This window comes from Formosa sp. F44 (assembly GCF_056238645.1).
This window is the reverse complement of record NZ_JBWDLJ010000006.1, coordinates 81,016-100,673: the sequence shown is the minus strand read 5'-3', so window position 1 is coordinate 100,673 and position 19,658 is coordinate 81,016. Positions and strand designations below refer to the sequence as shown.

The 19,658-nt window shown below is 34.0% G+C and carries 21 protein-coding genes; 7 read left to right on the top strand and 14 right to left on the bottom strand.

The features are described from left to right. Window positions 1-125 precede the first annotated feature (125 nt). On the bottom strand, window positions 126-1,463 hold the full coding sequence (locus AC0UBM_RS17010; RefSeq protein WP_475689425.1) for a Kelch repeat-containing protein: 1,338 nt from the start codon (window positions 1,461-1,463) through the stop codon (window positions 126-128). A 239-nt stretch (window positions 1,464-1,702) separates the two neighbouring features. Here AC0UBM_RS17010 and AC0UBM_RS17005 point away from each other — a divergent pair, with 239 nt between their 5' ends. Further along, window positions 1,703-2,197 carry a c-type cytochrome gene (locus tag AC0UBM_RS17005; RefSeq protein ID WP_475689424.1) on the top strand — a complete coding sequence of 165 codons (495 nt, stop codon included), beginning with the start codon at window positions 1,703-1,705 and terminating at the stop codon, window positions 2,195-2,197. A 61-nt stretch (window positions 2,198-2,258) separates the two neighbouring features. Here AC0UBM_RS17005 and AC0UBM_RS17000 read toward each other — a convergent pair whose 3' ends face one another. The 4 genes from AC0UBM_RS17000 to AC0UBM_RS16985 all read right to left on the bottom strand — a co-directional run bounded on the left by AC0UBM_RS17000 (window position 2,259) and on the right by AC0UBM_RS16985 (window position 6,342). Next, the gene (locus AC0UBM_RS17000; protein WP_475689423.1) at window positions 2,259-2,618 is read right to left on the bottom strand and encodes a hypothetical protein; all 360 of its coding nucleotides are present in this window, start codon (window positions 2,616-2,618) and stop codon (window positions 2,259-2,261) included. 44 nt (window positions 2,619-2,662) lie between these two features. Next, window positions 2,663-3,109, bottom strand: coding sequence for a universal stress protein (locus tag AC0UBM_RS16995; RefSeq protein ID WP_475689422.1), 447 nt, complete (start codon window positions 3,107-3,109; stop codon window positions 2,663-2,665). Window positions 3,110-3,230: 121 nt separating this feature from the next. Then, window positions 3,231-5,588 (bottom strand): TonB-dependent receptor domain-containing protein, encoded by a 2,358-nt coding sequence (locus AC0UBM_RS16990; RefSeq protein WP_475689421.1) that lies wholly within the window; start codon window positions 5,586-5,588, stop codon window positions 3,231-3,233. Window positions 5,589-5,748: 160 nt separating this feature from the next. Further along, window positions 5,749-6,342, bottom strand: coding sequence for a DUF502 domain-containing protein (locus AC0UBM_RS16985; RefSeq protein WP_475689420.1), 594 nt, complete (start codon window positions 6,340-6,342; stop codon window positions 5,749-5,751). A 221-nt stretch (window positions 6,343-6,563) separates the two neighbouring features. On the opposite strand from AC0UBM_RS16985, the gene AC0UBM_RS16980 reads away from it, so the two are divergent. Next, window positions 6,564-7,100 (top strand): lipid-binding SYLF domain-containing protein, encoded by a 537-nt coding sequence (locus AC0UBM_RS16980; protein WP_414035228.1) that lies wholly within the window; start codon window positions 6,564-6,566, stop codon window positions 7,098-7,100. Between the two features lie 76 nt (window positions 7,101-7,176). Here the strand turns inward: AC0UBM_RS16980 and AC0UBM_RS16975 are convergent, their stop codons facing one another. The 7 genes from AC0UBM_RS16975 to AC0UBM_RS16945 form a co-directional block, all read right to left on the bottom strand. Beyond that, the gene (locus tag AC0UBM_RS16975; protein ID WP_414035227.1) at window positions 7,177-7,731 is read right to left on the bottom strand and encodes a helix-turn-helix domain-containing protein; all 555 of its coding nucleotides are present in this window, start codon (window positions 7,729-7,731) and stop codon (window positions 7,177-7,179) included. A gap of 37 nt (window positions 7,732-7,768) precedes the next feature. Beyond that, window positions 7,769-8,116: a hypothetical protein gene (locus AC0UBM_RS16970; RefSeq protein ID WP_414035226.1), complete on the bottom strand. Its 348-nt coding sequence runs from the start codon at window positions 8,114-8,116 to the stop codon at window positions 7,769-7,771. A gap of 108 nt (window positions 8,117-8,224) precedes the next feature. Beyond that, a complete protein-coding gene (locus AC0UBM_RS16965) occupies window positions 8,225-8,398 on the bottom strand; it encodes a hypothetical protein (RefSeq protein WP_414035225.1) in 174 nt (57 codons plus the stop codon). 26 nt (window positions 8,399-8,424) lie between these two features. Next, on the bottom strand, window positions 8,425-8,589 hold the full coding sequence (locus AC0UBM_RS16960; protein ID WP_414035224.1) for a DUF1328 family protein: 165 nt from the start codon (window positions 8,587-8,589) through the stop codon (window positions 8,425-8,427). A 134-nt stretch (window positions 8,590-8,723) separates the two neighbouring features. Then, complete coding sequence (locus AC0UBM_RS16955; RefSeq protein ID WP_475689419.1) at window positions 8,724-9,416, bottom strand: SOS response-associated peptidase family protein; 693 nt, start codon at window positions 9,414-9,416, stop codon at window positions 8,724-8,726. A gap of 116 nt (window positions 9,417-9,532) precedes the next feature. Next, window positions 9,533-10,573 (bottom strand): AI-2E family transporter, encoded by a 1,041-nt coding sequence (locus tag AC0UBM_RS16950; protein ID WP_475689418.1) that lies wholly within the window; start codon window positions 10,571-10,573, stop codon window positions 9,533-9,535. Window positions 10,574-10,617: 44 nt separating this feature from the next. Continuing rightward, on the bottom strand, window positions 10,618-10,860 hold the full coding sequence (locus AC0UBM_RS16945) for a DUF7218 family protein (RefSeq protein WP_475689417.1): 243 nt from the start codon (window positions 10,858-10,860) through the stop codon (window positions 10,618-10,620). 254 nt (window positions 10,861-11,114) lie between these two features. Here AC0UBM_RS16945 and AC0UBM_RS16940 point away from each other — a divergent pair, with 254 nt between their 5' ends. Then, window positions 11,115-11,300 carry a CsbD family protein gene (locus tag AC0UBM_RS16940; RefSeq protein ID WP_414035220.1) on the top strand — a complete coding sequence of 62 codons (186 nt, stop codon included), beginning with the start codon at window positions 11,115-11,117 and terminating at the stop codon, window positions 11,298-11,300. Window positions 11,301-11,367: 67 nt separating this feature from the next. On the opposite strand, the gene AC0UBM_RS16935 is transcribed toward AC0UBM_RS16940, so the two are convergent. Continuing rightward, on the bottom strand, window positions 11,368-12,276 hold the full coding sequence (locus AC0UBM_RS16935) for a YihY/virulence factor BrkB family protein (protein WP_434036785.1): 909 nt from the start codon (window positions 12,274-12,276) through the stop codon (window positions 11,368-11,370). Between the two features lie 202 nt (window positions 12,277-12,478). Here AC0UBM_RS16935 and AC0UBM_RS16930 point away from each other — a divergent pair, with 202 nt between their 5' ends. From AC0UBM_RS16930 to AC0UBM_RS16915, 4 genes are all read left to right on the top strand, one after another. Further along, complete coding sequence (locus AC0UBM_RS16930) at window positions 12,479-12,763, top strand: HPF/RaiA family ribosome-associated protein (RefSeq protein ID WP_414035218.1); 285 nt, start codon at window positions 12,479-12,481, stop codon at window positions 12,761-12,763. A 123-nt stretch (window positions 12,764-12,886) separates the two neighbouring features. Next, the gene (locus tag AC0UBM_RS16925; protein ID WP_475689416.1) at window positions 12,887-15,706 is read left to right on the top strand and encodes a PAS domain-containing sensor histidine kinase; all 2,820 of its coding nucleotides are present in this window, start codon (window positions 12,887-12,889) and stop codon (window positions 15,704-15,706) included. Between the two features lie 145 nt (window positions 15,707-15,851). Further along, window positions 15,852-16,298, top strand: coding sequence for a response regulator (locus AC0UBM_RS16920; RefSeq protein ID WP_414035216.1), 447 nt, complete (start codon window positions 15,852-15,854; stop codon window positions 16,296-16,298). Between the two features lie 439 nt (window positions 16,299-16,737). Beyond that, window positions 16,738-17,760 carry a helix-turn-helix domain-containing protein gene (locus AC0UBM_RS16915; protein ID WP_414035215.1) on the top strand — a complete coding sequence of 341 codons (1,023 nt, stop codon included), beginning with the start codon at window positions 16,738-16,740 and terminating at the stop codon, window positions 17,758-17,760. A gap of 150 nt (window positions 17,761-17,910) precedes the next feature. On the opposite strand, the gene rho is transcribed toward AC0UBM_RS16915, so the two are convergent. Beyond that, complete coding sequence (gene rho / locus AC0UBM_RS16910) at window positions 17,911-19,653, bottom strand: transcription termination factor Rho (protein ID WP_475689415.1); 1,743 nt, start codon at window positions 19,651-19,653, stop codon at window positions 17,911-17,913. Between the last annotated feature and the right edge of the window lie 5 nt (window positions 19,654-19,658).

Below are 19,658 nucleotides of genomic sequence, written 5' to 3'. Positions count from 1 at the left end.
ATTTAGAGTGCTCCGTAATGAATCCCATTTTTTAAGCTGTTTGAAAACATTTATTAAATCGGATACATGTATGGAACGAACCTTGTTAAATAACGTGCCATTTTATATAAACGATGTTCTTGTAGCTACTCCACGATTTTGGAATGCAGAATTTTAGTTCTAGGCAACTCACGTAAATCAATAGAATATATATCTGAAGACGGCATGGTTTGGTAATACACTTCTGTACTTCCTCCAACAATATACAATACATTATTGGCATAAAAGAGTGAAGTTGCGCTTAAATCTAACCGAATATCGTATTCATTTAAAACTTTAGTCTCTACATTATAGGTTAACAATTTCCTTGCGTTAAATATATAAATGGTGTCATTATTCGCCGTTACACTAGCGTTCCCCATACCGTAAAACAAATCGCCTTCTGCTTTCCAAGTTCCAGTTTCGAGATTATAAGATTCAATTTCTTTTAACATATTGCCATTAAATCCACCAATTAAATAGATTTTATTCTTAACTAATACACCTCGAACTTCCTTTGCTGTTGTCATATTATTTAGTGCGTACCAATAGCCAGATGTAATGTTATAGAGGTACGATTTATCGCTATATATTTTATCGCCATTAGATTTACGTTTGTTAGAACCACCCATTACAATTATATTATCTTGGTAAGCAACCGAAGTAAAATTAATAGCCTGATGCGGATACGTATCGTCTAACTGTAATGCATGACTATCAAGATCGAACACTTCAATTTTATTTTCTAAATATTCTGTTGCTTGACTTTTAGATAGAGACTTTCCGCCTAACACATATACCTTATTATCTACAGCCACAACATTATGATAAGCCCGTTTTCTGAAATTTAATTCTGAAACCACAACCGTATCTTTATCGACATCGTAAATTTGTAATTTATCACTATAATGTTTCCAAATTAGCTCGGGTTTGCTAACATTTTTAAACAATTCTCCAATAGATTCAGATTCTTGAAGCGCTCGTTTTTTAACATCATCTTTTATGGTTTTATCACCACCAACAACGTAAATTTTATGGCCCAACATTGTTGCTCCAAAATGATGCACGCTTTCCTCTAACGATGCTACTTTTTTAAACGGTAAGGCCTCTTGTAACTCAAGTTCAGAATACAGAACAACCTCCTCTAACGCCTCATTAATCTTAGATAAAAAGATAATATAGTTTAAAGACTTTATTTGTTCGCGTGTATAAGTTTTAGTCGCATAGCCAACGCTAGAAAACGAAATAAGAGCTGTTTCTTTAGCTTTTGGGATTTGTAACTCAAACTCGCCTTTCTCATTGGTTACTGTTCCTTGCCCTATAGTTTTAGAATAAATGTTCACATCCTCTAAAGGCAAATTGGTATCTCTGTCCAATACAGTACCTTTAATATTTTGAGCGGTTAGCGTAACAACAGATAAAAGGAATAAAAAAGTCAGTTTCATTTAGGCTATTATAAATTTATAGTACGAGGACAGATAAGGATCTAGATTAAGCACGAGCTTATAAAGCTACTTAAATACTGTGTAATCCACACATATAATTAAATTAAGACGTTTAAGCACTAATTATACATGAAATTATTCTCTTTCTGAAACAGCCTAATAACATGATTATCGTCATATTAAAAACATTTCTTTTTATTTAATTTTACATTTCCCTTGAAATTCTTAAAATTATATAAATGAAAAAATTACTCTTTATCGCATTGGCATTACTTATTGTTGGCTGTAAACAGAAGGAAGAAAAAAAATCTTTTGAGTACGCTCCAAGTTCTACTAAAACTGTAGAGCAGACCAAACCTGCCGAAGAAAAAAAATCTTTTGAAGATATTGTGGATTTAGAAAACAAAGGTATTGGCCCAATTACTTCTGTAGACATAGAAGAAAGTATAGACCAAGATCTGGCTAAAAAAGGAGAAAACTATTTTAAAATAAACTGTATGGCATGCCATAAAACAGATCGTAAATTTATTGGTCCAGCGTTAGGAGATATTACTACTAAAAGAAGTCCGGAATGGATAATGAATATGACCATGAATACGTCTCAGATGGTAAAAGAAGACCCATTAGCAAAGGGTATTTATGAGGAATATGATAAAGCGCCAATGGTAACCGCTCCTGTAAGCGAGGAGAACGCTAGAGCCATCTTAGAATACTTAAGATCTTTAAATCCCTAACATTTAGTACTCGTTTTAAAACAAAAAGCTGTTTAATTATAGAAAGACTAAACAGCTTTTTTTATTCTAAAATCTCATCGGTTGCTTTAACTCTAAAGCAACGCTCTTCGCCCAGATAAGCTGGATCTCCATGTTTTTCGGACCAGAATTCATCCAAAATATCGGGAGTTAAACAGCGATACACAACAACGCCTTTAAATTTCTTGTCGTCTTCTCCTAAATAATAGAAATTCACCACCAATATATTGTCTTTAAAGAACCCTGTTCCAAACTGTTCTTGTTCGTTATGTATTAACCAAATGGCCTGAATACGGTTGTCGCTATCTACAGATAAACTAAGCGTCCCCTCGTAAGTATGATTGCTTTCGTTTTGGTTACTTCCCATAACGGTAAAAGTCCCCTCTAAATCTTTAATGGTCATGTAAAATCATAATTTAAAAAGCGAATCTACTACTAATTTAAGAATTATGCTTTGTCTAGGTCTAAAGGCACTATTAATAACGGAATTTTGGAATCTTCTAGCAATTGCTCGGCTGTACTTCCCAAAATTGCTCTATAGAAAAACCCATGACGTTCATGCCCCGTAATAATTAAATCGGCTTTTAATTTTTCTGCTTGCTGTAAAATGGTTTCAATGGTTGCTCCACTTACTAATAATCCATCTGTATCTATACCACGGTCATTCATATCTTTAGCATATTTCTGAAGCAAGCGATGTTCCTTTCTCAATTCTTCTGCACGTGCATCTCTAATTTCTTCCGGCCCCACATCGTAACCAACAAAATCTGGCTCGGGTGCTGCAATATGCATAATCCATAATTTAGATTTAAAAGCCGATGCCATTTTAAATGCTTGCTCTAACAAAGGCGCTTCTTTTTCGTTAAAATCGATGGTCACTAATATATTTTTCATGATTTCTTAGTTTAAATTTATGACTCTCTAAGATACTAAACATTTAACAGAAAAGCCATTTTGACTTGGTCTTGTTAAAAGGATATATAATTTAAACTAATCGCTACCAGCCGCTTGTATTTTATCGTTTACCGGAATACGTCATGGCCTCACCTTTCCCGAATCCGTAACTAAACCCCAGAGTGTAAAAGCGACCACGTGTACTTCTATTGTTGTTGAAGTTATTGGCGTTTAAAATGGTGTTTTCGTAAACTCTAGATTCAAAAACATCCTTAATCGCAAAATTTACCACGACTTTACCTTTTAGTATTTTTTTACGTAATCCAAGATCCATAAATGTGAATCCCTGGTTTTCGCTTTGCACTGTTTGATAATCGGATTCTAACTGCCCTGTAACTTCCAAATCGAAATCGGCTGGCAATGCTATTTTAGACGTTAATCTCCCATTCCAACGTTCTCCATTAAAATCGAATGATTGATCTTCGAATTCACCTTTACGCTGAAAGTAATTAAAGTTGAAATCTCCATTAAAAGTCAGCCAATTTAAAGGTGAATATTTTCCATTTAATTCAAATCCTAAAGCTCCATTTGTCCCTACGTTTACTGGAGTTGTTAGCGTAACGTTATCCTGAAAAACAGAAACTCGTTCTACCACATCTGTAGTGTACAGATAAAAGACACTCGAGTTTAACGTCGCTTTTCCTATTTTAAAAATTCCGGTGATTTCGTAAGAATTTGTGTATTCGGGTTGTAAATTCGGATTTCCGACACGAATATTATAGTTGTTTTTAATATTGAAGAATGGATTTAAATCCCATAAACGCGGTCTAAAAATACGTTTTGAATACCCTGCTTGAACAGAAAAATCGTCGTTAATTTTGTACGAACTATGTACAGTAGGAAAAAAATCTGTGTACTCCTGATCGTTCTCTTCGTTTGTATTGGCTAACAAGGTGTACAACTTAGTATCTTCAACACGAAGTCCTAATTTTACACCCCATTTTTCACCTTCGTAAGCTCCCGTTCCGTAAAACCCGAAAACCTTTTGATTGTATTCGAAATCATTCGTTAGATTCGGATTTACAATCCATTCATTCGATTCGAATTCGCGGACTTCATAATCATTTCCAACATCGTTAATTAAATATTGCACCCCAGTTTCGATAGTGATCGTCTCCGAAAGCGGATTCGTATAATCTAATTTAAAGGTATAATCGGCTTGTTGAAATTCTGTTTCCGTTTGCTGATCGATATTTACAATGTCCCCAAAAGTTGTCGTATTTGTAAATTCCGATTCCTGATCTTTCCCGAAAAAACTCCCTAAAGCACTAAACAATAACGTATGCTCTTTGTTATTCTTAAACTCTTTTTTATAATTTAATTCGTACTGCCATTTCGGATTGGTAGCATCTGTTTCTTCCTCTCGAAACCATCTTGAATTTAGCACAGCATTATCGTAAGAACTAAAATTAGTTTTAGAAGGTTGATCTTCGATTTCGTAGGCAAAATTACCGGAAAGCGTAAGCACATTTAAATCGTTTATATGGTAATCGGTTCCTAAGGTTACATTGAAAAACGTTTCATTTCTGTACTCCGTACCTTCACTAATAACACTCGAACCGGTTTCAAAATTCGTATTCTCCGATGTATTATCTCTAGGCAAAGACCGATATCCGCCACCAAATTGGGTGAATAAATTAAACTTCTCTGTTCTTTTATTTAAACTCACCCCAACACTATGGTTATCGGGAATTCCTGTATTTAAAGATATAGAACCGTTCACACCCCTTTTATCTTCTTTTTTAAGAATAATATTTAAAATTCCTGCAGTTCCTTCGGCATCATATTTAGCCGACGGATTTGTAATTACCTCCACACGTTCAATCATATCGGCAGTAATTGTTCCCAGCGCATTACTACTTTCGTCAGCTAGAACAGAAGGTTTCCCATCAATTAAAATTTGAACTCCACTATTTCCTCTTAAACTCACTGCACCTTCAATATCTACATTTACAGATGGAACATTGTTTAAAACTTCTAAAGCACTTACCCCTGTACTTGCTATATCTTGCCCCACATTAAATATTTTTCTATCCAGCTTGAACTGTGTTGAAGACACTTCTGCGCGCACCACAACCTCGTCTAAAGACTGCGCGTCTTGCTCCATGTACACTGTACCTAAATCGTACACAGCACTTGTAAAATCGAGATCTTTAAAGGTTAATGTTTTAAATCCGATAAAACTGATTTGAAGATATACTTGCGAAGAAGAAGAGGTTAATGTAAAAGCACCAGATTCGTTAGTTGTAGTCCCCGAGATTGGCTTATTAGAATTTGAATCTATAATAACAACTGTAGCGTAAGGTACCGAAAGGTTTGCCCCTTTTTCCAGAACAACACCCTTAATCTTGACCTCTTGAGCCTGTGTTAAAGAGACAATACTCCCGAAAAGACTAAGAAACAATATTAATGACTTCATGTAAACTTCTAGTTTTATAATTTTTAGACATTACAAACATAAGCACTTATATAGGGATTTGCAGGTCGCGATTTACACTTAATTTTAGTCAATTATTGAAACACTAACACCTCGATATTTAGGGGTAAAAAATCACCTATATACAAAAGCTATTTTCACATTATTTAGCATTTAAAAACACTTCAGGATGCATTCCTTTTCCGAAATTACGCAATCCATTCATAGCCTGTTTCATGGTGATAGGAATGTATTCGCAGTCGGATGCACGCATATAACGCACTTCGCCGGCATCCATTTTTGGAGCATCTGGAACGTAAATAGACAGAAAATCGGATTGGCTTTTTTCAGTAATAAAGGCGATAAGATATATGGTATCGTCTTTTAATAAAATGGGTTTCCAGAAATCTTGCTTTTTATAATCGGCTTCATCAATAAATCTATATTTCATCATCTGAAAAGAAGGAAAACTATAAAACAAGGTGGTTTCAAATGCATTACTCCATTGCTTTAAAAAGCCATTCACAATAAAATAACCACTTAGCAAACTAATTATGAAGATAATAAAACAAGTTACCAATACCACCGCCGCCGGTCCCAGGATTGTTGTCAATTGAAATTTCTCTGTTAGTGTATGACCTAAAGGCATTAAAATACCAAGTGCTTTACCAAACAAAACAAACAGGATAAGGATGGGAACAACAATAAACAGTGTTCCTGTAACCACATAACGTATAAGCAATTTATAACTCTTCATGCATTAGTTAAATTTCAATATTACAGTATTGCCGTTGAAGATACTAAAGAATATAAAAATGGAATGACATTTACTAAGACAAAAACACACAAGACTGATAAACAGATACTAACAAAACTCCGGAGTTTTAGAGTCTCGAAGGATAAATACCCCACTCAAGGAAGAAATCCAATTAAAATGTTGTAATTTAATGTTCTTAACCATTATAATTTATAAACATTATGAACGTATTAAAGCATGTATTTTTATTATTGGTTGTATGCAGCATGTCCTTTGCTGTAAGTGCACAAAGTAAAAAAGACAAGAAAATAATCAAGGAATCGGATGCCGCAGTTAAGACACTTTTAGAGGTAAATCCCGATTTAAGAACTTTTTTCGATAATTCGGCGGGATGTGTTATTTTCCCTAATGTGGGTAAAGGCGGTTTTATAGTTGGAGGTGCCTCAGGAAATGGCGTATTATATCAGTATGGCAAAAAGAAAGGCATGGCAAGTTTAAAAGAACTCAACGTTGGCTTACAAGCAGGAGGTCAAGCTTTAATTGAAGTGATCTTTTTTGAACAACTAGAGGATGTGGAAAAATTTAAAGCAGGTAAATTTGAATTTGATGCCGGAGTATCTGCAGTAGTACTAAAAACGGGAGAAAGCCTAGACGCCAAATATAAAGATGGTGTGGCAGTATTTACACATTCTAAAGCAGGATTAATGGCTGAAGCCTCTATTGGCGGACAAAGCTTTAAGTACAAAGCATTCGACTAATATACAACTCACAACAGAAGTGTTCGAAATCCTGTATTCCGAACACTTCTTTTATGTAAAAAAATATAATAATATTTTATACTCTTTCCCGTCGTTTAGACATGATCCTCTGAAAACTAGAAGGTGTCAAACCTGTAATCTTTTTAAATTGTCCCGATAAATGAGCGACACTACTATATTGCAATCGATGCGCAATTTCTGTAAGTGTTAAACTATCGTTACTGGACATGAGTTCTTTTGCGTAATCTATCTTCTTTAAAATTACAAAATTCTCGATTGAAGAATAGGTAACTTCAGAAAATATACTAGACAAATAACTGTACGAGTAATTTAATTTTTTTGAAAGTAAAGTAGACGTGTTGTATGTTTTATTTTCATCGGAATCTTGTATCATCTCAGCGATAATGTCTTTTATACGTTGTACTAAAACATCTTTCTCATCTTGGATAATTTCAATTCCATAAAACGCTAAACGTTCAATAAGCTCCTCTCTCTTTTCTTTTTTTAGATCTGAAGCTAATTCAATTTCTCCTATCCCGTTTAATTTATAAGGAATTTTTAACTCCTCTAATTGCGCCTCAAGCACACGTTTACAAACTACGTGATAATCGAATCTAACGAATACTTTCATATGCCACCTTTAAGTTTGGCTGCAAAATACGAATAAGTTATTCATCATCTAAAATTTTTGCATCTTCTATATAATTAGACTTAGGAATATCTTTAAAGAATGTTGCATCGTCTAAATTTGCTGTAGGTCCGTATCCTGCTAAAAATGTTCCTTTAGAGTCGGATGGGGTTTCAATAACATATAAAATAGACATGTCCGATGGATTACTCATCCCTTCGTAACGGTGCTCTGCTACGATCTTTACCGATTCAGAATTAAAAGCTTCCTTGGTTTCTAAATCTACCAATTGGTTATCCTTAACTCTATAGTTTGCTGTGTAGCCTTTATCTTGGTACTTTTTAATTTTATCTGTTTCGTGCTTAGCGAATTCGTCTGAAATTATCATAATATTTATTTTTTTAAGGTTCGTAATACTTTAAATACAAAAGGGCATATCCCTAAGAATACACCCTTAAATTTTATAATAGAAAGAGATTATTTTATACTTCTGTTTCTAATCTACGGCGTCTTCTACGTCGTCTGCAACATCTTCAATTCCATCTCCAACATCGTCTGCGACATCTTCTATTTTGTCTCCTGTAGATTTCTGATCTCTACAACTTGTAAAAGTTGATAAAGAGAACGTCATTGCAATTGCGAATAATACTATATAAGCTGATTTTTTCATGTTTTTAGTTTTTATAAGGTTTTTAATTATTTTATTGAGCTTCTACCAGTGAATAGAGAAATTACAAATAAAACTAAAAATATAAAGAATAGAATTTTTGCAATTCCTGCAGCTCCTGCTGCAATTCCACCGAATCCTAAGATTCCGGCAATAATGGCTAAAATTATAAATGTGACTGTCCAACGTAGCATAATATTTGGTTTTTAATGGTTAATATTTAATAAGAAATAGTTGTTACTCTATTTCGATACTGTAAAGGTATAGGAATACCGAAGCTCCATTTAACTGTATCACTTTTAAACTTAACCCAAATAAGAAACCCGCTTTAAACGGCGTCTTCCAGCCCAAGTTCCTCTTCATCTTCCTGACCCTCAGAAGCACAATTTAATAATAGATGTGTAGAGGTTGGAAATCGGTTTAAAATATAATCGTGCGATTCTTCAAGAAGTTCTAAAGCATGTAGCGTATCTATTTTAGGATTTAACCACCGATCGTGAAGTTCTCTTTTTAGAATGGCAGGTTGGAATTTAGAAATGGAATTTGAATGTTCACCTAAATGATCTTGTATAATAATGGAAAAGGTAAAAAATCCATCTTCTAATTGATTATAAATTCCAGCCACACAAAAAGGAGTGTTTTTAGTATGATTTACAAAGAAAGGAGTCACTTCTCCTTCCGACATACTAAAATCCATATAGCCTGTCATGGGAACCAAACAGCGTTTAACTTCGCTATCTCTATAAAACTCTAAATGTTTTTTTAGTGTCCCTGTTTTAATATTTAACGTATTCTGATTATTCTGATAAGGTTTCCAATCGCCCCTAAAAGATTCGGGTAACATGCCCCATATGGCATATTGTAAGTGCTTATTATCTTTAGCTGTAAGTATAGGCAATACACTTTCTGCAGTGCCATCTATTCTTTTTCTAGGTTTATATAAGTGCGGAAATTTGAATTTTGCCGAAAGTGTATCTTCAACAGAAACTCTATTTGCAATATTCGATATTTGATAAAACATGATTCTTATTTTTTTAAATTATAAATGAACTGAAGCGGAATGATTTTCATTCATAAAAGTTCATTTAAAGAGGTGTTCTTCAGTTTAAATTTGAAGTCTCGCCTCCATTTAATTTGTTATAATCGTTTCTCATGTGTACTCTCATCCTCCTTACCGTATTTTTGCTTATAAATTCTAAGTATAAGTAAAAACAGACTGATTAATAAAGGACCAAATACAAGACCAATAAAGCCGAAAAGTGGCACTCCCACAAGAACTCCGAAGAGTGTTATTAACGGATGGACATCGTCTAAACGTTTTAAAATAACCAAGCGCAGTAAATTATCGGTAGAACTAATTACAATAAGTCCGTAGGCCAAAATTCCCCATGCTTGACCGGTATCTCCATTCATATAGGTTAGAATAAAAACGGGTAATGTCCCTAGTAAAGTTCCTATAAAAGGAATCATAGAACCCACAAAAACAATAACGGCCCAAAAAAACGGATCCTGAATATTAAAGATAAAAAAACCAATTAAAGCCACTATACCTTGAGCAAATGCTACTAACGGAATACCAATGGCATTAGATTTTACCATGGCTAAACTATCGTTACCAATAATTCGTAAGTTCTCGTTACTTAAAGGTATATAGTCTAACATCGCATTTTGCAAAGCCTTTTTATTACTCAACATAAAATACAACATAAAATACATTAAGGCAATGGCAATAAACACATTAAAAGTAGATCCCAATACATCTGGCACATTCTGCGACAACCAAGTCGAGATGGAAGACGTATCTATATTAGATGTAAAATCGTATCCCATTTTCTGCTCCCAACTGGAAGCTTGCTCTTCAATTGTACTTATAAAACTCTCAGATTTTGAGATGGCTTTTTCTACACGGCTCCCTAATAGCAAACCCGTTCCCGCTATCGGAATTAATATTCCGATGAAGGATATTATTAATAGCACAACGGCTGCTATAGAAGGTTTCCACCCTTTCTTTTTAACCAAGAAAGTCATTGGCTTTTGTAGCAAAACGAAAAATGTTATGGCTCCCAAAACTCCGGATAAATATGGAATTAATTCTATAATAATAATGATCCCAAAAAAGCAAATGAGTAATAAAACAAATATTTGTCTTATTATACTTGGAGAGATTCGTTTTCGCATGTGTTTATAAGTGTAAATGAGTTATTTAATGTAGTCTATTATTCTTAATGATTACGTAAAGCAGAAATTAATTCGTCTTTACTCATCTTAGAACGGCCTTCAATATCCAGGTCTTTCGCTTGCTCGTACAATTCGGACTTAGTCCGATCTTCATAAGCACTTGCTTCTCCCCCACGCTTCCCAGCATTTGGAGAATTTGCTATACGTGCAGATTTCTCTTTACTATATCCTTGGTCACGTAAGGCATCGTACTGTGCTTCATTCTTAATTCTTGGTCTATCTCCCATGACAATGATTTTAAATTTATTTAACACCAAATATCGCCATAAGATTCTTATTTAATTAATTCAAAACCATCAAATCTTAGCTGTAACACACAACGTTACGCGACCATATATAGTAGTGAGATGCCCACATAAAGAAGACTTACTCTTAAGAGAATCACAATTTGTGATTGCGTTAAAAATTAAAGTAAAACAGGTAATGTACCGTTTAGATTTGAGATAATTTTACATCAGTAATAACCATAAAACATATAATCATGAATAACGATCAGATAGAAGGAAAATGGAAACAAATTAAAGGTCAGTTTAAACAGAAGTACGGTAAAGTAACCGACGATGATCTTACATATTCAGAAGGACAGTTCGACGAAATGGTTGGAAAACTTCAAGAAAAAACAGGGAAGACAAAAGAAGAGCTTCGCGACGAAATCAATAATTGGTAAAATTTTGTTAGTTAATTTTTATAGGTAGAACCCCGCTAAATATTATTTTTAGCGGGGTTCTTTGTTATTATTTATCTGTTTTAATTTGCGCATGTTTGGTAGGCGAAATATCGATGGTGTAGTGTTTAGCATACACCCAAGTAAATTGGGCCCCGAAAAACAAGATCAGGCAAGAGTATGACACCCAAAGTAGCATTAATACCACTGTACCTGCTGCACCATAAGTAGAACCTGGATCGGCTTTAGTAAAATAATAACCTAACAACGATTGCCCTATAACAAATAAAACAGCTGTTAAAAAGCCTCCAGACCATACGCTTTTCCATGGAATTTTAGCATCTGGTAAATATTTAAACATAAGAGAAAACAGTGCCGATATTATGGTTATAGACACACTTAAATCTATGGCATAGGCCGCATATAAAACCTCACTAGGAAACACCCTTTGAATATAATCATTTAGAATTGATATTCCCGCAGACACAACAAGACTCACTAAAAGTAAAAATCCTACCACAAGAATAAAGGCAAATCCACGGGCACGACTTATTAAAATATGCTTAAACGGCGAACCTGGTTTCATTTCAATATCCCAAACATCGTTTAAAGATAATTGCAATTGATAAAACACCCCCGTCGACGCAAAAAGCAAGGTGGCAATTCCCACTATAGTCGACCACACGTTCCGACTTGTATTCTGAGTTTCCTGAATCATTGTGGTAATCGATTCGGCGGCATCGTGACCTAAGGCGCTGGAAATTTGTTCTGTTAATTCCCCTTCAACAATGGCCGTTCCCCAAATAGATCCAATTACATTTATTATTATTACCAAAAGTCCCGGTAGCGATAATATAGAGTAATAGGCTATAATAGCGCTTAAACGCCAAGGGTCGCTTGCCATCCATCTTTTAAATGTTTCCTTTAGCAAATACGGAAAATCTTTTATCTTAAATTTATCATTAAATATATGTGCCATATAAATTGTTTCAACTGTTTTACTTTATAAAAGTATATATTTTATATGAACTGAGATAGTCTACAAAATCTATTCCTTTAATATTTTTAACAAAAATTTATCATTTGAGCACATCTAAAATGTGTTTAAGTCAAAGCACAGTCTTAATTCTGTTTAGCTTTGTATCCTAGTAATATAAGAATAAACTCTAAATTATCTGGTTATGGAACTACAATTTGAATATGTGAACATACCAAGAAATAACTATTTTGAATATTTAGTCGAAGAAAAATTAAATCCTTTAGCGAGAAAGTTCCCAATTGTTATTAGCGCTAATGTGTTCTTTAAAGTTGAAAATAAAACGAACGAAATAGATAGTATTTGCGAAATAAAACTTGACACTCAAAAATCGAGTATCTATGTTGTAGCTCACGAAGAATCTATCGAACAAGCGATACAAAAGACATACAGTGCCCTAGAAAAAAAGTTAATAGATGATAATAATTAATCTTATTGAGAAAAATCAAGAAATTTATTACCTTGAACATTATATTAACTTATGATTAAAAACCTTCAAATATTATTTTGAAGGTTTTTAAGTTCAATACCCTTTTAGCCTAATACTTATAGCATGAGCACAACAGAACATAGACTACTCCCACATTCCGAAATCGGAAAGCTGTTAAATTCTAAAGCATTTTCAGATACAGTCAAAACATGGCCACAGCATTTAATATTCACTTTAAATATGCTGTTACAAAACCAACAGCCTCAATTTTTATGCTGGGGAGACGATTTACTTTTCTTTTATAATCAAGCATTTTACGATGCCTTTCTTGCGGAGAATAACAATCATGATTATCTTGGTAAATCTTTTAAGCGTATAACTTCCGAAATACTTTTTGAATTAATTCATCCATTAGAAAAAACTTTAAACGCTCGAGAACCGCTAAGCATAGAGGATTTAGAAATTAAATTTGAAGGTCAGAATAAAACGTATTGGACATTTCATTTTATTCCTTTACAAAAACAAGAAAATCTAGCAGAAGGTGTACTCGTATCTTGCCAAGATGATACTACTAAATTTAAAGCGAGTAGAAAATTAAGCAAGCTCACATCTCGATTTACCAATATTGTTAAGCAAGCTCCAATTGGAGTTTTAATTATCTCTTCCAGAACAAAATTAATAGACACCATTAACTGGAAATACAGAAAACTATTTAATAAAAATTATAAAGTTGCCGTTGGCGACAGTTTTGAAGATGCCCTGCCACAAACGCCATTCGATTTAAAATCGGAAATTCTAAAAACATTAGAAACAGGTAAAAGTTTCCAATTGGCAGAAATCCCTATAAGTTTATCGCAAAACGATACATCCAAAATACACTACTATAATTTTTTAGGTGAAGCAATAAAAGACGAAAACGAAGTTATTACCGGATTAATTTTAGCAACTACAGAAGTTACAGATTCTGTTACAGCCAAGCAATCTGTTTATGAAAGTGAAAATAGATTTAAAAATCTAGTACTGCAAAGTCCTGTACCCATAGCCGTGTTTCACGGGCCAGATCACATTATAAAGATTGCCAACGACACCATGCTAAACAATATTTGGAGAAAGGATTACGACAGTTGTATAGATCAAAAATTATTAGATGTATTCCCGGAATTAGAGCATCAGAAATTCCCTTCCCTTTTAGATAAGGTCTACAAAACAGGACAACCACATAGCGAAAAAGAAGCCTTAGCCACCATAGAAGGTAAAGATGGTGTGCGAAAGTTTTATTTCGATTTTGACTATTCTCCCATTTACGAAGCCGACCATATTGTAACAGGGCTTATCATTACTGCCGTAGATGTAACCGAAAAAGTAACGTCCAGAAAACGTATTGAAAAAACCGAAACCCGTTTGCGCATTGCTACCGAAGCCGCAGAACTTGCCACTTGGGAATTAGATTTACAAAGCAAATCGCTCTCTCATAGTAAACGCTTACCACATATTTTAGGCTACCCAGAAAGCGACACCTTAACTAAAGAGTTTATAAGAAGCCGAACGGTTCCAGAAGACCTAGACACGATTTTAATTCCCGCTTTTAAAAAAGCACTAAAAACGGGAACGTATTTTTACGAAGTACGTACTAGAAAAAAAGACAATTCTATTATATGGATTCGTACACACGGAAAAGTTTTTTACGATGATAAAGGAAAGCCTACTAAGTTATTTGGAACACTTAGGGAAATAACGTTAGAAAAACGTAACGAGCAAGAGCTAAAAGACAACGAACAAAAATTCCGACTTCTAGCAGATTCTATGCCTCAAAAAATATGGACTGCCAATACAGACGGCGTTTTAGATTACTACAACCAGACTGTTTACGATTATACAGGGCATACACCCGAGACTTTAAATCCGTCGAATTGGTTAACAATTGTACATCCAGACGATAAGGCCGAAAATGAATTTCTATGGAGAAGAGCTATAGAAACTGGTGAAGATTTTATTTTCGAACACCGATTTATAAGATACGACGGCCAATACAGATGGCAATTAAGTCGTGCCATTCCGCAACGTGACGAGAAAGGACAAATACAACGTTGGGTGGGAACTAGTACAGACATTCAGGATCAGAAAATGTTCTTACAAGAGTTAGAACGCCAGGTAAAAGAACGTACCAAACTTTTGGGAGAAGCCAATGAAAAGTTAGAATCTTCGATAGAAGAATTACAACGCATGAACGAAGAATTGCAGTCTTTCGCCTATATTTCAAGTCACGATTTACAAGAACCGCTTCGTAAGATTCAAATATTCTCGTCTCGCATTTTAGACCTTGAGAAAGATAATCTGTCCGAAACAGGAACCAATTACTTTAATCGCATGCAGAATGCCGCGCACCGTATGCAAGTTTTAATTAAGGACTTACTTACATACTCTAGAACAAACACCTCGACACGGACCTTTGAAAAAACAGATTTAAATACTGTACTAGACGAAGTAAAAATTGATTTAAAAGAATTAATTAAAGAACATAATGTAACGATAGAGATTGGAGAGTTATGCACCGCTTATATCATACCATTCCAGTTTATTCAACTTATGAATAACCTTATAAATAATTCTATAAAATTTGCTCGCGAAGGTGTACCTCCAGTTATTAAAATAGATAGTGTTATCGATAAGGGATCTACATTTAAGTTAGAACAACTTACTGCAGATGGTGAATATTGCCATATAAGAATATCAGACAACGGTATTGGTTTTGATCCTGAATATGGAGAAAAAATATTTGAAGTTTTCGAACGTTTACATACTAGAACGGCATACGAAGGTACAGGAATTGGATTGGCCATAGTTAAGAAGATTGTAGAAAATCACGACGGATTTATATTCGCTCAAGGTGAAGAAAATAAAGGAGTTACATTTAATATTTACATTCCTACAGATATTTCTTAGCCATAATGCATTTTTTATAAATTCGAATTGAATTAATTTGTAAATTAGCTTCTCCCTTTTACAAATTAGTTTAATAGGAATTTAACTTAATGCTATTTATAACACATTGTAAGCCAAAACATTGTTGTAAATTTTACTACTTTTTATGAACTTACAAAAATTAAAAGTTGCCTTGGTGGATGACGATGAAGACGATCGCTTCCTATTTAAAGAGGCTATAGACCAAATTCATATTAAAACTGAACTGTCCCTTTTTGAGAACGGACAGAAGTTTATGGATTTCCTATTACAACCCAATTGTATTCTACCGCAAGTCGTGTTTTTAGATTTAAACATGCCTGTAAAAAACGGATTAGAATGCTTGCAAGAAATAAGAACAACAGATCATTTAAAAGAATTGTCTATTGCGATTTATTCCACCTCATCATCAGATAATGATATAGATGAAACCTTCGTTAATGGTGCTAATATATATATTAATAAGCCAAACGATTTTTCAAAATTAAAATCGGTTATAGAAAAAGTACTGCAGATAAATTGGCAATACAATACCTCTAATCTGAACAAAGAAAACTTTATAATGCGACTATAATTATATAACCTAAAGTCGCTTTTAAGTTTAAAACACATTGCCCAATTGTTAATTAATGTTAATAGTTGGGCTTTTTCATGTCTTCACCTACCACACATAAAACATTACGAAACAACCACTTAACCCTGTTTTCGTAAAATTATATAACACAATCTGAAAATTCTGTAACACGAACCCTCTGCTTTTTTCTGAATTTTGACATATCAATTATTAAAAACTAAATCTATTATAATATGAAACCAACTTCAAAACAATATGCTCGCGTCGGAAGAATTAAGAAAGTTGCAAATTTCAAACTTCCAAATATAAACGCCATGTTAAACAGCTTAGATAATTCGACGCAACGCGTAACATCAAAGCAAAGACCGAACCACATTTAAAAGTATTCGAGTAACCAGCGAAAAAATTAAAGACCATTTTTAACTTAAAACAAAAACTCATGAAAACCTTATATATAAAATCGACTTCTGCTAGTAAAATGATTAACGATCTTCAAGCTAAAATTGGAGGAACTATTTCTTCACTTAATCACGAAAACGTTTTAACTGTTGATAATGATTTAGCTCAAGGTACTATTAGCGCGATTAGTGTTAAAAAGAGCATTACATATATCGCTTTTGATATTGAGTTTAAAAGAGACATTAAGTTAGTAAATACTATTTTAAAATCGTCTCCGGTGTATTTCACGTATTGTTCAGAAGGACATGTAGAACATAGTTTCTCTGTAGAGGGTGAAACAAATACATTGGATGCTTTTCAGACCGCCATTTTAAGAAGTGCAGAATCGGTTAATAACGTATATCACTTTAAAAAGGATATGACTTATAAGTTTTCTACAATTGTAGTGAGCACAGATGAGGTATCTGTTAAAAATAATGAGTTAAACTCTAAGTTAGACGAAATTTTTAAACCAGAAGGCGACAACACTAATTTCACATATTTTGGATCTTACAATTTAAAAATATCTGAAAAAATTGAACAATTAGAAGCTATAAACCAAGAAGGTGTAGTGAGACGCTTACTAATTGAAAGTACAGTACAAACCATATTAGCATTAGAAATACAACAACATACAGACGATCTTAGACATGCGAGTAACCAGTTCGGATCGTTAAATAAAGAGGAAATGGAAATTATTAAAGACCTTTCTGTTTTCATTAAAAATTACCCTGAAAAACAATACACTCTAAAGTATTTAAGTTCTAAATCAGGCTTAACACCTTCAAAATTACAAGAAGGTTTTAAATTATTACACGATAGAACGGTAACCGATTTTATTAGAAACGTACGTGTAGAAACTGCCGAAGATTTAATTAAAACTTCAGACTTAAACATTTCAGAAATTGTTTATACTGTTGGGTTAACAAGTAGAAGTTACTTCTCTAAAATATTTAAAGAAAAGTACAATTGTAGTCCGAAACAATACCAGGACAACCAAAATTCGTTAGCTGCAACAGCATAACTTATATATATAGAAATCGCCTATATAATATATTATGTGGGCGATTTTAATGTTGTAAAACCATTTACAAATAAAAAACTTAGACATGCAAAAAGCGGTTATCTTAATTAAGATAACCGCTTTTATATATAATACTTTTAAGCGTTTTGTTTAACTATTCATAGAAATTAAAAACTCCTCGTTATTTCTTGTTTTCTTAAACCTATCATTAATAAATTCCATAGCTTCAACAGGATTCATATCGGCTAGGTATTTACGCATAATCCACATACGTTGTATAGTCGTTTCATCTAATAAGATATCGTCACGACGGGTACTTGATGAAATTAAATCGATAGCAGGGAAAATTCTACGGTTAGCAATACGTCTATCCAATTGTAGTTCCATGTTACCAGTTCCTTTAAATTCTTCGAAAATTACTTCGTCCATTTTAGAACCTGTGTCTGTAAGTGCCGTAGCAATTATAGATAAAGAACCTCCATTTTCAATATTACGTGCCGCTCCAAAGAAACGTTTTGGTTTGTGTAATGCATTCGCATCTACACCACCACTTAATATTTTACCAGATGCAGGTTGTACCGTGTTATAAGCACGTGCTAAACGCGTAATCGAATCTAATAAAATCACAACATCGTGACCACATTCTACCAAACGTTTTGCTTTCTCTAAAACAATGTTGGCAATCTTTACGTGTTCGTGTGCTTCTTTATCAAATGTAGATGCTACAACTTCACCGCGTACGTTACGTTGCATGTCTGTAACCTCTTCCGGACGTTCATCTATTAATAAAATAATCTGATATACTTCTGGGTGATTCGCTGCAATAGCATTTGCGATGTCTTTTAATAACATCGTCTTACCCGTTTTAGGTTGCGACACTATCATACCACGTTGTCCTTTACCAATCGGACAAAATAAATCCATGATACGCGTAGAAATGGTACTTTGCTTTTCTGCTAATATAAATTTCTCTTGTGGAAATAATGGTGTCAAGTGTTCGAAAGATACACGGTCTCTAACGACATTAGGATTCTGACCGTTAATTTTACTAACTTTAATTAAAGGGAAGTACTTTTCACCTTCTTTTGGTGGTCTTACCTGACCAAGAACGGTGTCTCCCGTTTTTAATCCGAATAAACGAATCTGAGATTGTGATACATAAATATCATCTGGAGATGATAAATAGTTATAGTCGGATGATCTTAAAAAACCATATCCATCTTGCATAATGTCTAAAACCCCTTCACTCTCAATAATTGCATCGAACTCATATTCTGGTTCTCTGTAGCGGTTTCTACTATCTTTATTTCCATTATTTGAAGGATGCTGGTTTCCGTTAGACTTGTTATTTTGTCTTGGATTAGGACCATCTTTCTTCTGATTTGAATTGTCTCTTTTCGGACGGTTTGGCTGATTCTCTTTTTTAGGAGCATTAGAAGGCTTTGGGCCTTTATCTTCTTTACTTGGAGTGGCAGCATTGTCGTCTTTGGCTTGAGGAGCTTTCGCTGCTGGTCTTGGGTTAGGCTTGCGAGCAGGTTGTCTTTTTACAGGCGCTGGTTTCGGAGCCTCCTCTGCTACATCTTTAACTTCAGAAACAGGGGCTTCTTCAGTTTTTGGTTTTTGTTTTGTATTTGGTTTTACCGCTTTTGCAGGTACACGTTTTTTTACACGTTCGCGTTTAGGTTTTGAAGCATCCTCTTCTTGAGGTGCCGCGGTATCTGTTGCAACCGTCTTAACTTCTATAACAGCCTTAGGGTTAGTTGCTTGGTGATCTAATACTTGATATACTAAATCTAGTTTTTTAAGAGTCCGAAACTTAGGAATATTTAATTTTTTCGCTATTTCCTGCAACTCAGGAAGCTTCATTTCTTTTAATTGAGAGATTTCAAACATTGATG

What these genes read in the sequence shown, in the direction of transcription:
- AC0UBM_RS17010 (WP_475689425.1), bottom strand. Translation starts at nt 1,463, where the DNA reads ATGAAACTGACTTTTTTATTCCTTTTATCTGTTGTTACGCTAACCGCT.
- AC0UBM_RS17005 (WP_475689424.1), top strand. Translation starts at nt 1,703, where the DNA reads ATGAAAAAATTACTCTTTATCGCATTGGCATTACTTATTGTTGGCTGT.
- AC0UBM_RS17000 (WP_475689423.1), bottom strand. Translation starts at nt 2,618, where the DNA reads ATGACCATTAAAGATTTAGAGGGGACTTTTACCGTTATGGGAAGTAAC.
- AC0UBM_RS16995 (WP_475689422.1), bottom strand. Translation starts at nt 3,109, where the DNA reads ATGAAAAATATATTAGTGACCATCGATTTTAACGAAAAAGAAGCGCCT.
- AC0UBM_RS16990 (WP_475689421.1), bottom strand. Translation starts at nt 5,588, where the DNA reads ATGAAGTCATTAATATTGTTTCTTAGTCTTTTCGGGAGTATTGTCTCT.
- AC0UBM_RS16985 (WP_475689420.1), bottom strand. Translation starts at nt 6,342, where the DNA reads ATGAAGAGTTATAAATTGCTTATACGTTATGTGGTTACAGGAACACTG.
- AC0UBM_RS16980 (WP_414035228.1), top strand. Translation starts at nt 6,564, where the DNA reads ATGAACGTATTAAAGCATGTATTTTTATTATTGGTTGTATGCAGCATG.
- AC0UBM_RS16975 (WP_414035227.1), bottom strand. Translation starts at nt 7,731, where the DNA reads ATGAAAGTATTCGTTAGATTCGATTATCACGTAGTTTGTAAACGTGTG.
- AC0UBM_RS16970 (WP_414035226.1), bottom strand. Translation starts at nt 8,116, where the DNA reads ATGATAATTTCAGACGAATTCGCTAAGCACGAAACAGATAAAATTAAA.
- AC0UBM_RS16965 (WP_414035225.1), bottom strand. Translation starts at nt 8,398, where the DNA reads ATGAAAAAATCAGCTTATATAGTATTATTCGCAATTGCAATGACGTTC.
- AC0UBM_RS16960 (WP_414035224.1), bottom strand. Translation starts at nt 8,589, where the DNA reads ATGCTACGTTGGACAGTCACATTTATAATTTTAGCCATTATTGCCGGA.
- AC0UBM_RS16955 (WP_475689419.1), bottom strand. Translation starts at nt 9,416, where the DNA reads ATGTTTTATCAAATATCGAATATTGCAAATAGAGTTTCTGTTGAAGAT.
- AC0UBM_RS16950 (WP_475689418.1), bottom strand. Translation starts at nt 10,573, where the DNA reads ATGCGAAAACGAATCTCTCCAAGTATAATAAGACAAATATTTGTTTTA.
- AC0UBM_RS16945 (WP_475689417.1), bottom strand. Translation starts at nt 10,860, where the DNA reads ATGGGAGATAGACCAAGAATTAAGAATGAAGCACAGTACGATGCCTTA.
- AC0UBM_RS16940 (WP_414035220.1), top strand. Translation starts at nt 11,115, where the DNA reads ATGAATAACGATCAGATAGAAGGAAAATGGAAACAAATTAAAGGTCAG.
- AC0UBM_RS16935 (WP_434036785.1), bottom strand. Translation starts at nt 12,276, where the DNA reads ATGGCACATATATTTAATGATAAATTTAAGATAAAAGATTTTCCGTAT.
- AC0UBM_RS16930 (WP_414035218.1), top strand. Translation starts at nt 12,479, where the DNA reads ATGGAACTACAATTTGAATATGTGAACATACCAAGAAATAACTATTTT.
- AC0UBM_RS16925 (WP_475689416.1), top strand. Translation starts at nt 12,887, where the DNA reads ATGAGCACAACAGAACATAGACTACTCCCACATTCCGAAATCGGAAAG.
- AC0UBM_RS16920 (WP_414035216.1), top strand. Translation starts at nt 15,852, where the DNA reads ATGAACTTACAAAAATTAAAAGTTGCCTTGGTGGATGACGATGAAGAC.
- AC0UBM_RS16915 (WP_414035215.1), top strand. Translation starts at nt 16,738, where the DNA reads ATGAAAACCTTATATATAAAATCGACTTCTGCTAGTAAAATGATTAAC.
- rho (WP_475689415.1), bottom strand. Translation starts at nt 19,653, where the DNA reads ATGTTTGAAATCTCTCAATTAAAAGAAATGAAGCTTCCTGAGTTGCAG.